This is a genomic window from Porcincola intestinalis (assembly GCF_009696445.1).
Taxonomy (GTDB): domain Bacteria; phylum Bacillota; class Clostridia; order Lachnospirales; family Lachnospiraceae; genus Porcincola; species Porcincola intestinalis.
The window spans coordinates 1-16170 of record NZ_VULZ01000017.1; the positions used below are offsets into that span (position 1 = coordinate 1).

Below are 16170 nucleotides of genomic sequence, written 5' to 3' on the forward strand. Positions count from 1 at the left end.
AGTACAGTAATGTATGGAGCTGACTGTTACTAATCGGTCGCAGGCTTATCCAAAAGGCACAATGGTAAGTGAGTTTGGAAACGGATAGAAAAGGGAATGTCAGGATAAAGATTTTGTGTGCGGTTTTCAAGGTACGGTGTGATTCACAATTACAAAACTGATTGACATAGTCTCAATGATTTGGTAAGATGTAATTCGTGAGTTGCAAAATTCATATCTGCAGAAGTGGCGGAATTGGCAGACGCGCAGGCTTCAGGTGCCTGTGATCGTTTAGGTCATGTGGGTTCAAGTCCCATCTTCTGCACTGTATAAGATTCCAGAAAGTGGTTTACTTTCTGGGATCCTTTTTGTTGTCAATTATAAATACAGCAAACAAGAACCATGATGCAAGCTTGCTTTCACATCATGGTTCCTGGAGAATAGGGATATTTCACCGGAATAGGGACATTTCACCATGGTTCCAGATTCCGGCTGGTCGGGCGGTACATTTTTCGAAACTCTGAAGGTGTGCATCCTTTCAAAATTTTGAACATCCGGATGAAGGAGGACATGCTGGAAAAGCCGCAGGACATAGCAACCGCTGCGACCGATTGTGTCGGATCGGCAAGATATTTTTCGGCCTTGGCAATTCGTTTCTGATTCATATAGTGAGAAAAGGTTGTGCCCGCAAACTGCCGAAACAGTCTTGTGAAGTGATACTTAGAGAAACCCGCATATGCCGCAGCCTCATCCAGTGTCAGATCCTCCGTACAGTGTTCGTCGATGAACCGGCAGACAGCCATAAACTTTTCGACGTACTGCCGCTGCCGGGTATCGTCATAGATCAAACGGTTGACCATCTCAGCCTGGGTCCTTCCGATCAGGACAAGAATGCGGGTCAGCATGGCATAGATGGAGGCTTCGAAAAAGGGGGCTCCACTGCTGTATTCCTTCATGATACCTGTAACAAGGTCTGCGATCTTTGGGTAGATGTCAGGAAACTGTTCCGGAGTAACCAGGAGAGCAGGGTAGAAAAGCGTCAGAATTGAGTCAACTTCCCGGAGATTTAATGCGGGGTTTATTTCAGCCTGAATGATGTAGCGTCTGCCCTCTGCCGGGAAGAGATGGTGCAGAACACCCGGGCAGAGGATCATGACATCCCCCTCGCGAAGAGAGAGCGTCTGGTCACAGTATTCAATCCTGTAGTTGTTCTGAACAGGCATGATGATTTCAATCGGGGAATGCCAGTGAGTCGGATAATCCTCGAACTGCGTATTGTCATAGATTCTAAGATTTGTATTTTCTCTGTAATTGACGGTTTCATGCGTACCGTTGAGTGTCTCGATCATAGCAGCATCTCTCCTGACATCCCACCAAAAGAATTCCGAAATAATAGTCCGGCTATCAATCACATGTAAGTATGTGTGATGGCTAACTTTTGATACGGTAATCATACAAACGGCTCAATCAATGCATTTCAAAAATTCTCTAACATGGAAGGTATAAGAATAGGATAGAAAAATTGCGCACACCTGTCAAGAAAGATGAATGTTAATGAAGATTAAGAAATGAAAATATTAAAATATATAGATGTAATGCCAAACTAGAACTACAAATAGCCAAATAACATGTGATTGTATCGTATATAATCAACAAAACCACAAAATTAAGAAATATGAATGCGCAATAATTAGAAAGTCTTTGTCAACAATTCGGATGATTTTCCTATGCTTGTTTGATACAGTTGAGACAACAGCAATATACAGAAGCGCGGCTTCGGAAGGCCGCGCTGACAGCCAGAAGATTCATTGATCAAAAGGAGGAAAGTATGAAGAAAAGAGCTATGTCGGTATTGTTGTCAGCTACGATGACATTCGGAATGCTTGCAGCGGTTCCGATGACTGCGTCAGCCGACGATGTACAGAATATTTCCTGGATGTTCTGGGATGATCTGGATGCATCCGAGGATCCGATCACGAAGGGCTTCAAGAATGTGATTGACCGTTTCAACAAAGACTATGAAGGAAAGTACCATGTCGATCCGATCACCACAACGCTCGAGGAATATTATACGCAGCTGAATGCACTGGTCGATGCGGATCAGACACCGGACGTATTCATCGTCAGCCCGGGTCCGAATCTGACAGACTATGTAAAGCCGGGAGTTGCTGCTCCACTCGACGATTATCTGGCTGCGGATGGATGGAAGGATACGTTTTCGAGCGACGCGGTCTTTACCCAGCAGACCTATGATGGAAAGATTTATGCGGTACCGCTGAATATCGCGGCTGCGTGCTGCTATTACAACAAGGATATATTCAAGGAGGCAGGGGTTGAGGTTCCGACAACCTACGATGAGCTTCTGGATGCCTGCAAGAAGATCAAGGATGCTGGCTATACGCCGATTACGATCAGCGCCGGCACCGCATGGTGTCTCTCCATGCTGGCCGGATATCTCTGCGACAGAGAAGGCGTTGATCTGGACGCTGTGAATACCGGCAAGGAAAGCTGGGTGCAGGACAAGACGATTGATGCAGGCAAGAAGCTTCTTGAGCTTTCCCAGTATTTCCAGGAGACAGCAGCCGGAGATTCGAACGATGATGCGACGATGGCATTTGCCATGGGCGAAGCTGCGATCCTGATCCAGGGTTCCTGGGCAATCGGACAGATGAATGCGTACAATCCGGACATTGAAAAATCATGCGGTGTCTTCCAGTTCCCGGCAATTGAGGGCGGAAATGATCCGGCCAGAGTGATTGCAAAGTCCGATTCGCTTGCGATGAATGCAAAGACGAAGTCTCCGGAAGCATGTGTCGCGCTGATGAAGTATTTTACCGACGATGAGGCACAGCGCTGGACGGCAGAGCAGGGCGGAAAGATTCCGGTCACGAATGTCAAGTATGACGCGGACAAGGCACCGGCTCAGATGGCAGATGTGATGAAGATCTTCACAGGTGCATCCAGCACCTTCGGGTTCTACAATGAGTCCCTGGTTTCTTCTGATGCAGGTTCCTACTTTGATAACCAGATGGTTTCCATCTACAAGCAGGAAAAGACACCAGAGGAAGCATTCCAGGCTGTGGAAGACTGGTATGCGGAGAACGGATACAGAAAGTAAGGGATGTAGCAAGCCCGCAGCTTGATATCGGCAGATCAAAGGCGGAGCTGTTCTCGGGCAGCTCCGCTTGTTTTTTAAAGGTTTGCCGGTCGCGTTATGGAATTGTATCTGAATGGAGATGAGTATCCGTGGATAAACTGCTGAGAAATAAAAAGGCGATTTTTATCTTTGTCGCTCCTGCCTTGATCCTGTTTACACTGGTTTTGTTCATACCGATCGGGACATCATTCTACTATGCCCTGTGCAACTACGATAAGGCCACAAGAAGCTACCATTTTATCGGTCTCGGAAACTTCACCAAGCTGGCCAAGGATCCGACAATGCGGATCGCGCTCAAGAATTCGCTGTTTTTCCTGTTCTTCTCGTGCATTTCCCAGCTTGTCATGGGACTTCTGCTCGCAGCGCTTCTGACCAATATCACAAAAGGCAGGAACCTGTTTAAGAACGTTATCTATCTGCCCTGCGTCCTGTCCTCTGCGGCACTCGGTCTTCTGTGGGCCTTTCTGTTTCATGCAAAGGTCGGGATCAACAACCTGCTTCTTCAGATCGGAATCAAGGGACCCGGGTGGTTGTTTGAGACCAAAGGTTTCATCACGCTTCCGATGTGGGTGATTGCATTTGTCGCTCTGTGGCAGTATGTCGGCCAGTCGATGATGCTCTATATGGCGCAGATCTCGGGGATCAGCAAGTCTCTTTATGAAGCCTCCTATATTGATGGGGCGAGCAAGATGAAGGCATTCCGCTACATTACACTTCCGCTTGTGAAGCCAATGATCGGAACGGCGATGAGTCTGAACGCGATCGGCTCGCTGAAATTCTTTGATCTGATCTATGCAATGCTCGGGGACAAGACAGAGAATCTGAAAATGGATGTGCTTGCGACATACCTGTACCGGACGGGATTCTCCAGCAAGGGCGGCAACCATTACGGAAAGGCCAGCGCGATCGGCGTCGTGCTAGTGGTTCTGTGCTTGCTTGCAACCTGGATCATCAACAAACTGTTCAAGACTGAAAACTATGAGATGTGAGGACACAGGAGGATGCATGCAATGAATAAAAAGAAAAAAATCAAGGCTCCCACCATTGTGATCTATGTGTTCCTCAGCCTGATGCTGGTCCTTTACCTGGCCCCGCTGGTCTGGATCGGGCTGACATCCTTCAAGTCGAGACCGGAGATCTACAAAGCCCCGTTCGGATGGCCGAAAGCGTTCCATTTTGAAAATTACGCCATGGCGTGGAAAGCAGGGAGACTTGGCATCGCCATGATGAATTCGCTGTTTGTGTGCGTCATCACGCTCATCCTGACCATGGTCATCGGCTCCATGGCGGCATTTGCGATCGCAAGAATGCGCTGGAAGCTGGCAGGCGCCGCGATGGTCTATATCCTGATCGGCATGATGATTCCGGTGCACTGCGTTCTGATTCCGCTCTTTGTCCGTTTCGCGAAAATCGGCCTGAGCAACAACCTGTGGGGACTGATTCTTCCGTATCTGACCTTTTCCCTTCCAACCTGTGTCTTTATCATGGCCGGGTTTTTCAGGAGCATACCGAATGAGCTGCTGGAATCTGCCTGCATGGACGGCTGTTCGATCTTTCAGATGTTCTTTAAAATCTGTTTCCCGCTGGCACGCACAGGTCTGTTTGTCACGGGACTGATGACATTCATTGGAAACTGGAATGAGCTGCTGCTGGCGCTGGTTTTTGTCTCAGATGATACCAAGAAGACCCTTCCGGTCGCACTGACAAAGTTTGTTACACCTTATCAGACGAACTATGACAAGATGTTCCCGGCTATCATGATCGCGATCATTCCGACCATTGTGGTATACTGCATGTTCAGCAACCAGATCGTGGACGGACTGACAACAGGTGCCGTAAAGGGATGACAGACAGTATGTGCTACCGTGAAGAGTCGGACACTTGCAGGATCGGGCAGTCAAACAGGAATGAGTGACCTGTGCATCCGTGAATGGCGGACAGAAGGCCTGAGGGGTGTATGACGACAGGAGGATGGAATGGACAGAAGTGAGGCAAAGTGGCGGGCACAGCAGCTTGTAGCCCGGATGACGGTCTCCGAGAAGATGACGCAGCTTAGATATGATTCTCCGGCGATTGAGCGGCTCGGGGTTCCGGCCTATAACTGGTGGAACGAGGCACTTCACGGGGTTGCGAGGGCAGGAACAGCGACAAGCTTTCCGCAGGCAATCGGCATGGGCGCGACATTTGATGAGGCGCTGATGAAGCGGGTTGGAGATGTCATCGCCACAGAGGGCAGAGCCAAGTATAATGCCTATGCTGCGATGGGGGACAGGGACATCTACAAGGGCCTGACTTTCTGGTCCCCGAATGTGAATATCTTCCGGGATCCAAGGTGGGGAAGAGGACAGGAGACCTACGGGGAAGATCCGTATCTGACAGGGACGCTTGGCTGTGCGTTTGTCAGAGGCCTTCAGGGAGACGGCGAATACATGAAGGCAGCTGCCTGCGCCAAGCATTTCGCGGTGCACTCGGGGCCTGAGGCGATCCGTCACAGCTTCGATGCCAGGGCGACAAAGAAGGACATGGCGGAGACCTACCTTCCGGCATTCAGAAGGCTTGTGGAGGAGGCTGGTGTGGAGGCGGTCATGGGCAGCTACAACCGCGTCAACGGGGAGCCTGCCTGCGGGAGCCGGACCCTTCTTGAAGATATTCTTCGGGGAACCTGGAAGTTTCAGGGACATGTCGTGTCAGACTGCTGGGCGATCCGCGATTTCCATGAGCATCATCATGTCACCGACGATGCAGAGCACAGTGCAGCCATGGCGATCAACAATGGCTGCGATCTGAACTGCGGAGATACCTACCAGTACCTTCCCAGGGCATATGCGGATGGGCTGATTTCAGAGGAGCGGATCACAGAGGCGGCTGTCAGACTGTTCACGACCCGTTTTCTGCTGGGACTGTTCGATGATACGGAGTTTGACGATATTCCGTACACTGCAGTCGAATGTCCGGAGCATCTTGCGCTCGCCCTGAGGGCAGCGGAGGAGTCGACCGTGCTTCTGAAAAACGATGGTGTGCTTCCACTGGATCTTCGAAGGATCCAAACGCTGGGGGTTGTCGGCCCCAATGCAGACTCCCGCGCAGCGCTGATCGGGAACTACCACGGAACCAGCTCAGAGTACATCACTGTGCTGGAAGGACTCCGGAGGCTGGCGCCCGAGGGCTTACGCATTCTGTACTCGGAAGGCTGCGCCATCAATGCGGACCGGGTGGAGCATCTGGCAGCTGAGAATGATCGTCTCAGCGAGGCCATGATCGTGACAAGTGAGAGCGATGTGACGGTCGTGGTGGTCGGCCTGAACGAGTCGCTGGAAGGGGAAGAGGGAGACACAGGCAACAGCGCGGCATCCGGAGACAAGGCGGATCTATCTCTTCCAGGGTCACAGGAGGCGCTGCTTCACGCGGTTGCCGAGACGGCGAAGGAAGAGGGAAAGAAGACCATTCTCTGCCTGATGGCCGGAAGTGACATGGACCTCTCATTTGCACAGGAACACTTCGATGCGGTTCTGATGCTCTGGTATCCGGGGGCGAGAGGGGGGCTGGCGGCAGCCAGAATCCTGACAGGGCAGGTCTCGCCCTCCGGCAAGCTGAATGTCACCTTTTATGATCCGGACAGACCGCTTCCACCATTTACAGACTATTCCATGGAAGACCGCACGTACCGTTATCTTGGCGGCAGGCCCCAGTATCCGTTCGGATACGGGCTGACCTACGGGGACGTTCAGATAGCGGGCGCAGAATTCTGCCCTCCGGCAGAGGGGAAATCCGCATCTGTACGCGTGACATATGAAAACAGAGGAAAGGCTGATACGAAGGATGTGGTGGAGGTCTACATAGATCCGGTGGATTCTCCGTACCGCACGCCGAATCCAAGACTGTGCGGGTTCCTGAAGATAGATGCGCCGGCAGGCATGCGAAAGACGTGTGAAGTACGGCTGGACGCTGATACATTCTTCGTTGTCAATGACGATGGGGAAAGAGTCGGGGGCGGCATGTCCTATCATCTGTTTGTCGGGACCTCGATGCCGGACGAGAGGAGCAGGGTGCTGACGGGGAAAGCGCCGGTGATGCTGGACATCCAGCTGAGCTGAGGCTGCGCGACCTTGGTAGAATTCTGAAGGAATCTGAAGGCTTATTTCAGCTTGACATTTTCACACTGGTGGAGTATGGTTTTAAGGCTAATGTCTGAAAACAAAGCAGTCCTGCCGATGAACTCGAGGGACAGCCATCAATCTGATTCAGGAGCGTTCAGATGTCGAGAAATGAGAATGGAAACCCGCTGATGACAGAGCCAAAGGGCCCCAGATGGGGCAGGATTCTGGGAATTGTCCTGGTCGTCCTGCTTGCGATGGTTGTTCTTGGAGGGGTAGGAATTTATTTTTACGGCCACAGCCTGATCGGCCGGGCAAACTTCGTGTCCGATGATCAGGTCAAACAGCTTGAGACGCTTCCGGCTGAAGCGTATGAAGAGAAAACGACGGAGCAGGATGGGCTGAAGGGCGCTTCTCTGAATCAGTCTGAGCTGGGGAATATCCAGAAGAAGATGAACCAGGAGAATTCCAAGGTGGACACGATCATGGATTCGGATGTCTACAACGTCCTGCTCTGCGGGGTTGACCGCAGGGATAAGACCTGGAACGGGAATTCCGACAGCATGATGCTGGTCTCACTCAACAATGAGAAAAAGAGAGTCAGCGTGATTTCTCTGATGCGGGATACCTATGTTGCAATTCCGGGACATGACTATGATAAGCTGAATGCCGCGTATGCCTACGGCGGCGGTCCGCTGCTGCTTGAGACGGTCAGAAACAACTACAAGATCGACGTCAACCGGTATGCGGCTGTTGATTTTATGGACATGGTCGATGTTATTGACGACATGGGCGGTGTGGAGCTGACCTGGACCGACCAGGAGGTAGAAGTCGCAAACGGATATATGATCGATATGTGCCAGAACGTGCTGAATATCCCGTATGAGGAGCATCTTCTTCCGGGGGGAGGCACGTACAACTGTGATGGTGTTCAGGCGGTCGCGTATTCGAGAAACCGTTTTGTCGGCAATTCGGATTACACCAGAACGCAGAGACAGCGTTATGTTGTCTCTCAGATGGTCGAGAAACTCAAGAGCATGTCAGCGACTGATATGATGGCATTCGTTACGAAGGTTCTTCCGCTGATCACGCACAACATTCCGGAGACGGAAATCTGGAATCTTGTCAGCGATGCGCCGCAGCTTCTGAAGTATGATTATGTTCAGGATCGTGTTCCATATGACGGACTTTACGATACGATTGATGTAGACGGACAGGGCATGCTTGTTCCGGACTGGGACGATACCATCTCGCAGATGCAGCGTACGATTTACGGTGATGGTTCTATCAGCAAAAATGAGGACAACCAGAAGTCGAATGTCGGAAGTGACAAGAGTGGAGAGACAGAATTTACAGATGAATACCTGCAGCTGACGGGCGGAACTGGGACACTGTTCAAGGATGGTTATCCGACGAAGGAGACGGAAGGAGCAGTGTCTGATTCCTGAGCCTTGCTTATGATATGCTGCACCGGGACAATGTCTCGGCCTGAAATTGCAGATATAGCAAAAAGGACTGCCGGTGTGGCAGTCCTTTTTTAACAGGAAGTTTCATCAAAGAAGCGGAATACCGGCGCGCTGGCAGGCGCTGCGGGTCGCTTCATCCCAGACGGAGACCTGAACCTCGCCGATATGAGCGGAGCCCAGGATCAGCATGCACAGGCGGCTCTGCCCGATTCCGCCGCCGATTGTGTAGGGAAGCTCTCCGGCAAGAAGTGCCTTGTGGAAGGGGAGGGAGCGGCGGTCATCGCAGCCGGCTTCCGTCAGCTGCCGGGACAGGCTTTCCGGGCTGACGCGGATGCCCATAGAGGAAAGTTCGTAGCTGATGCCGAGGGTACTGTTCCAGAACAGGATGTCGCCGTTCAGATCCCAGTCGTCATAGTCGGGGGCTCTTCCATCGTGCGGCTTCCCGGAGCGGAGCTTCTTGCCGATCTGCATCAGGAAGGTTGTTCCATTCTCCTGTACAAAAGCGTTCTCACGCTGCTTCGGCGTCAGGTCCGGATAGAGGTCTTCCAGCTCCTGAGATGTGATGAAGGTCACATCCGGGGTGTGAAGCGGGAGCTCGTAGAGCTCCGGAAACTGTGCATGCAGATTCATTTCCGTGGCGCAGACTGCAGAGACAATCGCACGGACCGTCTGCTTCAGATAGTCTGTATTCCGGTCTTCCTTGCGGATGACCTTTTCCCAGTCCCACTGGTCGACGTAGATGGAATGGAGATTGTCGAGTTCCTCGTCTCTGCGGATGGCGTTCATGTCGGTGTAAAGCCCTTTTCCGACGCGGAATCCATAGTCCCGGAGCGCCATGCGCTTCCACTTGGCGAGGGACTGGACGACCTGCGCCTCCGTTCCTGTGTCCTTGATGTCGAAGGTGACCTTGCGCTCATAGCCGTTCAGGTCGTCATTCAAGCCGGTGGACGCCTCCAGAAACAGCGGCGCGGAAACACGGTGAAGCTGAAGGGTGGCGGCCAGCGTGTCAGCGAACTGGCGCTTGATGACGCCGATTGCCTTCTGGGTATCATATTGCGAAAGAAGCGGATGATATCCGTCCGGAATAATGATATGACTCATAGGGAGAACCTCTTTCTGTAAGAATCAGTCCATGGTAAAATGTTCATAAACATGTTCATCATACAAGACGTTCATACGAAAGTAAAGAAGGAAACGCCGGGCAAAGAGGCTGGTATAGCCGGCAGATCGTGTGCATTGATTGGAGACTAACGGATGGCTGGAAAACAAGTGAAACAGAAGAATGAGGGGATGGCCCGGCTTCAGTCTGAGCTGAAGGAGGGAACCTTTCACAGCGTGTACCTGTTTTTCGGCGAGGAGCGCTACCTGGTTCTGAAGATGCGTGACAATCTAGTCAGGGCGGCCGTGTCACCGGATGACACAATGAACCTGAATATTCACAAAACAGCCTGGCCGGATGTATCGAAGATCATGGATGAGTGCCTGGCGATGCCCTTTTTTGCGGACAGACGTGTCGTGCTGGTGCAGGACAGCGGTTATTTCACCGCGGGAAAGGGAAAGGATGAGGCGGAGAAGCTGACCGGACTTCTGGGGGAGCTCCCGGAAACGACCATCCTTCTGTTTGTTGAGACAGACGTGGACAAGCGGAGCCGGCTTTACAAGGCCGTCTCGAAGGCGGGCCTTTCGGTTGAATTTGAACACCCGGATGAAATGGAGCTAGCCAGATGGGTTGTCTCACAGCTTTCAGAATACAGGATCCGGATTACAAAGGGTGCCCTGCAGATGCTGCTGGAGAGGACTGACGCCGATATGACGATGCTCAGGGCTCAGCTTGACAAGCTGGCAGCCTGCGCCGGTGAAGGCGGAACGCTGTCAGAGACGGAGGTAGGAGGACTGGTCGCGGAGCGGCTGGAAACGAAGGTCTTTGACCTTGTGGACGCGGTCGGACACCGGGACCGGAGAGGAGCGATCAGCCGGTATGATGAGCTGCTCCGGATGCAGGAGGAACCGAACCGGATTCTCTATTTCCTCGGCAGGCAGTTCAACCTGCTCTACCTGATGAAGGTCCTTTCCCAGAAGGGGAAGGGGACGGTGGAGATGATGAAGGTGATGGATCTGAGGTACTCATTTCAGATTCGCAAGCTGTCGGACCAGGCGCGTTTCTTTACGACAGAACAGCTTCGGCGTGCAGTTGCGGACTGTACAGCCATGGAACAGCGCTTCAAAACGGGAAAAATCGATGTCCGGCTGGGCGTGGAGCTTCTGCTTGTGAAGTACAGCAGGCCGGGTGCATCTGCCCGGTGAGAAACAGTGGTTTTTCAGGATGCCGGAGCCCGGAGCAATCATAACAGATATGTTGCCGGCTGCCACACGGAACTGTCGGACACTGCAGTGCCTGGTGCAGTCAGAAAAGGCGTTGCTGTTTGCCGTACGCGGACCTGCCTGGCCTGCGAAGGCAGGCGCAGCGAAGAGGGCAGAAGCGGACTTTCAGTCGAGCAGAAATTCGGCCAGGACCACGTTCGAGATCGAGATGCCCCGGTCCGTCAGCCGTACGGCACTCCCATCGTCTGAAAGCAGGTGGAGTTCTGTCAGGTTGGACAGAACACGGCCGTATACCTCATCCATCGATACACCGAACTGCTCCTGAAAGTGCTGCCTTGTGACGCCTTTCATCTCCCGGAGACCGAGAAACATGGTTTCCTCCATTTCATTGCTGCGGGACAGGTGCGTGCTCTCCTTCCTTGCAAAGCTGCAGGACAGATATTCGTTCAGATCGGAGGTGTTTTTCCACCGCATGTGATCCGCCTGACTGGAGGCACCCAGTCCGAAGCCAAGATAAGGTCTTCTTTCCCAGTATCCCTTGTTGTGCACACTTTCAAAACCGTTCAGCGTCCAGTTGGATATTTCATAGCGGTGAAAGCTTGTCCCGGAGAGGATGGACTTCAGATCGCTCAGCATGCCGGCTTCCTCATCCTCAGAAGGAAGAAACAGCGGGCAGTCACCAAGTGCCTTGCGCTCGGCATCCTCGTGGTAGCGTTCCCAGAAGGGAGTGCCGGGCTCGATGATCAGACTGTATGCGGAAAGGTGCTGAGGAGGATCCGGAAGGGAGAGAACCTGCCTGAGCGTATCGCGAAACTGCACGCGGCTCTGACCGGGAAGGTCATACATCAGATCAACGCTGATATTCTGAAAGCCGGCATCCCGGGCAGCAGTGTATTCCCTCCTGAAGGTTTCAAAATCGTGGATGCGGCCGAGCGATTTCAGAAGTTTGTTGTCTGCAGACTGCAGACCGATTGAGAGGCGGTTGATACCGGCCTTGCGGTACATATGAAGCTTTTCGTCATTCAGCGTGCCGGGATTGCATTCCAGGGTGATTTCCGCATCCGGGGCAAGCTCAAAGCAGGAACGGATGGTATCCAGGATATCTGCAATCAGCATGGCATCGGGAAGGGAAGGCGTTCCGCCGCCGAAAAAAACGGAGAGGATGCGGTATTTTTTCCCAAAGCCAAGAGAGGCGGCATGAAGTATTTCTCTTCGGAGGACGGAAAAATAACGGCTCTGCATCTCTGAGCCAAGTGTAGTCGAGAGAAAGTCGCAGTACAGACATCTGGAGACGCAGAATGGGATGTGAAGATAGAGACCGGCGGATATGCGCGATGGCTGAGTCATGAAAATCTCCATTCCGCCGCCTTCGGCCGGCGGCACAAATATTCCTTCTGGGACTAAGCTGAAGGCAGTAAAAAAGGAGCATCGGCGATGACGTTCCGATGCTCCTTGACCTTCCTGTTACCAGATCAGAAACCTGCAGCATCCGGTTCCCGGGATCTGCGGATTGCTGAACGAATTACTGGACGGTGTTGACCAGCTTTGCAAGGCGGGAAACCTTGTTGGAAGCAGTGTTCTTGTGGAAGACACCCTTCTTCTCAGCTTTGTCGATCAGAGAGGTTGCATTCAGAAGTTCCTTCTGTGCATTCTCCTTGTCGCCAGCTGCAACAGCAGCCTCAACCTTCTTGACTGCGGTCTTGACACCGGACTTGATGGCCTTGTTTCTTGCGTTTCTGACCTCAGCAATCAGAACGCGTTTTTTTGCGGACTTGATGTTTGCCAAAACGTACACCTCCAGACAAATGTCTACATTGTAATTGTAATAGATATAAGAAATGAAACCACGTGTGCGCGAGAGAACGGACACGGACGTATCGGCACACATTCGAAGTTATTCTAATCCGCAGGGATTGCCTTGTCAACAGATAGGCTGGCTTTTGATTGCATTTTCATGCCCTTTAGGCTACTATTAACCGGATAAGAAATAAAGAACTGTGTCCGGCAACTGGTTTGCATCTCCATGCAGAGCCATTCTGAAGAAGAGCCGGGCAGATTACGATCTTGCAGATGGTTAACCGGGGGGATCAATTTGGCTGAAATCAATATGAATCAGATTCGTAATTTCTGTATCATCGCGCACATCGATCACGGAAAAAGCACGCTCGCAGACCGGATCATTGAAAAGACGGGGGTACTGACGAAGCGTGAGATGCAGGATCAGGTTCTGGACAATATGGACATTGAGCGGGAGCGGGGCATCACGATCAAGTCCCAGACCGTTCGTGCGGTCTACCATGCGAAGGACGGGAAGGAATATGTCTTTAATCTGATCGATACACCGGGTCATGTGGATTTCAACTACGAGGTCTCCAGGGCGCTTGCTGCATGTGACGGAGCGGTACTTGTGGTGGACAGTACGCAGGGAATCGAAGCGCAGACGCTCGGCAATGTCTATCTAGCCCTTGACCATGATCTCGAGATCCTCCCGGTGATCAACAAGATTGACCTGCCAAGTGCGGACCCGGAGGGGACTGCGAAGGAAATCGAGGATGTCATCGGGCTTGACTGTTCCGACTGCCCGCGGATATCGGCTAAAACAGGCCTGAACGTGGAGGAGGTCCTAGAGCAGATCGTTCAGAAGCTCCCTGCGCCGACGGGCGACAGGGAGGCAGCGCTCAAGGCGCTGATCTTCGACTCCCTGTACGATGCCTACAGAGGCGTCATTGTCTTCTGCCGGATTCGGGACGGAAGGCTGAAAAAGGGCATGAGGGTCCGGATGATGGGGACAAAGACGGAGGCGGAGGTGGTCGAGGTCGGCTATTTCGGTCCGGGGCAGTTTATCCCATGCGATGAGCTGCAGGCCGGGATGGTCGGTTACTTCACGGCATTTCTGAAGAATGTTGGCGATACGCGGGTTGGCGACACGGTGACGGATGCAGAGCACCCGACCGCCGAAGCGTATCCGGGCTATCGCAGGCCGCTCCCGATGGTTTACTGCGGCGTCTATCCGGCGGACAGTGCGAGGTATGGCGACCTCAGGGACGCGCTTGAAAAGCTTCAGCTGAATGATGCGTCTCTCGAGTTTGAGCCGGAGACCAGTGCTGCTCTCGGCTTCGGCTTCCGCTGCGGGTTCCTCGGACTTCTGCATCTGGAGGTCGTTACCGAGCGGCTGGAGAGGGAATACAACCTTGACCTGGTGACGACGGCTCCTGGCGTCGTCTACAAGGTTCACAAGACGGACGGTGAGGTCTTTGACCTGACCAATCCGGCAAATCTCCCGGATCCTTCCGCGATTGAATACATGGAAGAGCCGATTGTCTCGGCGGAGATCATCGTGACGACCGAGTTCATCGGTCCGATCATGCAGCTTTGCCAGGAGAGAAGAGGGGTTTACAAGGAGACAGAGTATCTGGAGGCAAACCGTGCCGTGCTCCGCTACGATATGCCCCTCAACGAAATCATCTACGACTTCTTCGATGCCCTGAAGTCCAGGTCAAGAGGCTACGCTTCATTTGACTATGAGATGAAGGGGTATGTACAGTCAAAATTGTGCAGGCTGGACATTCTGGTCAACAAGGAGCCGGTCGATGCGCTTTCCTTCATTGTGTTTGAGGAAAACGCGTATGACAGAGGGCGCCGGATGTGCGAGAAGCTGAAGAATGAAATCCCGAGGCAGCTGTTTGATATTCCGATCCAGGCCGCGGTGAATGGCCGCGTGATCGCCAGGGAGACTGTCAGGGCGCTTCGGAAGGATGTCCTGGCGAAGTGTTATGGAGGCGATATCTCCAGAAAGAAGAAACTGCTCGAAAAGCAGAAGGAAGGAAAGAAAAAAATGCGCCAGATCGGATCGGTCGAGATTCCGCAGAAGGCGTTTCTGAATGTACTGAAACTGGATGACCAGAGCTGAAATAAAAGAGAAGGCCGGGTGCAGGGGCACTCAGCCTTCTTTTTTGTGAAGGCGACGATCCGGAAGTTATGATGCTGGCTTGCCTGCAGGGCATGGCTCCCGGAGACGCCGCCTCCTGCCTTCCATACCGGCTTCAGAGCCATATACGGATCATGAGCCGAACAGCTCGTCGACAACGAACCGATGGATTCGAAGATAGGTCTGACCCGTAAAGTGCAGGCCGTCGACCGTCCGGAAGCCTTCGAGCTTCAGAATGGTGGAGGAGTCCAGGTAATGGCCCGGGAAGGCCTGTTGGACCGCCAGGTTCAGCTTTGTGATGTTCGTGTTTGTCACAAGATCGAGTGCATCCTCGCTTGCTCCATATTCAATCATCCTGGCGCGCTGCACGGGATTGACGGATAAAAACCAGAAGGTTGTATCAGGATATTCTGCCACCATATCCCTGTAGGCGGCGAGATACTCATCAATCTGGTCCGGATCATTGACGCCGAAGTTCAGGACAACCGGGGCATCCGGATTCTGACTGATTGCGTCCGCCATCAGGCTCTTTCCCTCTGACAGAAACCAGCTGCAGCCTTCCCCGACCTTCCCGACGAACACGCAGTCGTCATCCGGCAGGTATTTCTTCAGCGCGTTCTGCATGCCAATGGTTCTGGAATCTCCCACGAATATGATTTTATGGACTGGCAGAGATCTTTCCTGTTCGGGCATCTCTGTTTCCGTTTCTGCTTCAGACACTTCCGGGAGGACAGACTTGTCAGATTCTTTCTGAAGGCTGATGCCGGCTTCCTGTGCAGTGCTTAAACCGGATTTTTCACCGGATGAACTGGAGGATGCAGACGGGTACGGGCTTTCGGAGGAAGCGGAGTCCGTATTTTGCCGGATGATCCCTGAGGCATCTGACTCAAGCGGGTTGCTGAGATGGGGATGGCGGCTGTCAAACTCGTCGGTCGCCTTTCTCATATAGAAAGCCAGAAGAACAAGTGCTGCAAGGGCGGCTGCCGCGCTCAGCAGCAGGATCAGAAGTCGTCTCTTCATATTCAAAGCTCCTTCTATGGTTCAGATTCAATCGCGCTGCGGTCATGCATGTTCGGCCTGTGAATTGCGAACGAACCCTGTGCGTTCGCAGTCGGGAATGGCTGTGCCCAGGCACATTTGAGCTGTGCAGGAAGCCGGCAGGCGCGCAGTAAAGCCATTTTATCACAGTTCAAAAAGTTTTTTGAAAGGTATTGACAAAGGTAT

12 protein-coding genes and 1 tRNA gene are annotated in these 16170 nt (G+C 52.6%); 8 read left to right on the top strand and 5 right to left on the bottom strand.

All coding sequences use genetic code 11. From position 1 onward, the window contains the following. Window positions 1-219: 219 nt before the first annotated feature. Window positions 220-304, top strand: a tRNA-Leu gene (locus FYJ35_RS12880). A gap of 145 nt (window positions 305-449) precedes the next feature. On the opposite strand, the gene FYJ35_RS12885 is transcribed toward FYJ35_RS12880, so the two are convergent. Continuing rightward, complete coding sequence (locus tag FYJ35_RS12885; RefSeq protein WP_205839840.1) at window positions 450-1328, bottom strand: helix-turn-helix domain-containing protein; 879 nt, start codon at window positions 1326-1328, stop codon at window positions 450-452. A gap of 479 nt (window positions 1329-1807) precedes the next feature. Here FYJ35_RS12885 and FYJ35_RS12890 point away from each other — a divergent pair, with 479 nt between their 5' ends. The 5 genes from FYJ35_RS12890 (at window position 1808) to FYJ35_RS12910 (ending at window position 8678) form a co-directional block, all read left to right on the top strand. Further along, window positions 1808-3097, top strand: a complete 1290-nt coding sequence (locus FYJ35_RS12890; RefSeq protein ID WP_154527194.1) for an ABC transporter substrate-binding protein — start codon at window positions 1808-1810, stop codon at window positions 3095-3097. A gap of 128 nt (window positions 3098-3225) precedes the next feature. Continuing rightward, window positions 3226-4125 carry a carbohydrate ABC transporter permease gene (locus tag FYJ35_RS12895; protein ID WP_320809097.1) on the top strand — a complete coding sequence of 300 codons (900 nt, stop codon included), beginning with the start codon at window positions 3226-3228 and terminating at the stop codon, window positions 4123-4125. A 21-nt stretch (window positions 4126-4146) separates the two neighbouring features. Continuing rightward, a complete protein-coding gene (locus tag FYJ35_RS12900) occupies window positions 4147-4983 on the top strand; it encodes a carbohydrate ABC transporter permease (protein ID WP_154527196.1) in 837 nt (278 codons plus the stop codon). 129 nt (window positions 4984-5112) lie between these two features. Then, a complete protein-coding gene (locus FYJ35_RS12905) occupies window positions 5113-7230 on the top strand; it encodes a glycoside hydrolase family 3 N-terminal domain-containing protein (protein ID WP_154527198.1) in 2118 nt (705 codons plus the stop codon). Between the two features lie 161 nt (window positions 7231-7391). Further along, entirely contained in the window at window positions 7392-8678 is a 1287-nt protein-coding gene (locus FYJ35_RS12910; protein WP_154527200.1) for an LCP family protein, read from the top strand. 105 nt (window positions 8679-8783) lie between these two features. On the opposite strand, the gene asnA is transcribed toward FYJ35_RS12910, so the two are convergent. Then, on the bottom strand, window positions 8784-9797 hold the full coding sequence (gene asnA, locus FYJ35_RS12915) for an aspartate--ammonia ligase (protein ID WP_154527202.1): 1014 nt from the start codon (window positions 9795-9797) through the stop codon (window positions 8784-8786). Window positions 9798-9950: 153 nt separating this feature from the next. Between asnA and holA the strand changes: the two genes are divergently transcribed. Next, window positions 9951-11000 (top strand): DNA polymerase III subunit delta, encoded by a 1050-nt coding sequence (holA, locus tag FYJ35_RS12920; RefSeq protein WP_154527204.1) that lies wholly within the window; start codon window positions 9951-9953, stop codon window positions 10998-11000. Between the two features lie 183 nt (window positions 11001-11183). Here holA and hemW read toward each other — a convergent pair whose 3' ends face one another. Together hemW and rpsT are read right to left on the bottom strand one after the other, a co-directional pair. Continuing rightward, on the bottom strand, window positions 11184-12365 hold the full coding sequence (gene hemW, locus FYJ35_RS12925; RefSeq protein ID WP_154527207.1) for a radical SAM family heme chaperone HemW: 1182 nt from the start codon (window positions 12363-12365) through the stop codon (window positions 11184-11186). A 175-nt stretch (window positions 12366-12540) separates the two neighbouring features. After that, complete coding sequence (gene rpsT / locus FYJ35_RS12930; RefSeq protein ID WP_154527210.1) at window positions 12541-12804, bottom strand: 30S ribosomal protein S20; 264 nt, start codon at window positions 12802-12804, stop codon at window positions 12541-12543. A gap of 321 nt (window positions 12805-13125) precedes the next feature. On the opposite strand from rpsT, the gene lepA reads away from it, so the two are divergent. Beyond that, a complete protein-coding gene (gene lepA, locus FYJ35_RS12935; RefSeq protein ID WP_205839841.1) occupies window positions 13126-14928 on the top strand; it encodes a translation elongation factor 4 in 1803 nt (600 codons plus the stop codon). Window positions 14929-15078: 150 nt separating this feature from the next. Here lepA and FYJ35_RS12940 read toward each other — a convergent pair whose 3' ends face one another. After that, window positions 15079-15966: an SGNH/GDSL hydrolase family protein gene (locus tag FYJ35_RS12940; RefSeq protein ID WP_154527214.1), complete on the bottom strand. Its 888-nt coding sequence runs from the start codon at window positions 15964-15966 to the stop codon at window positions 15079-15081. Window positions 15967-16170: the final 204 nt, after the last annotated feature.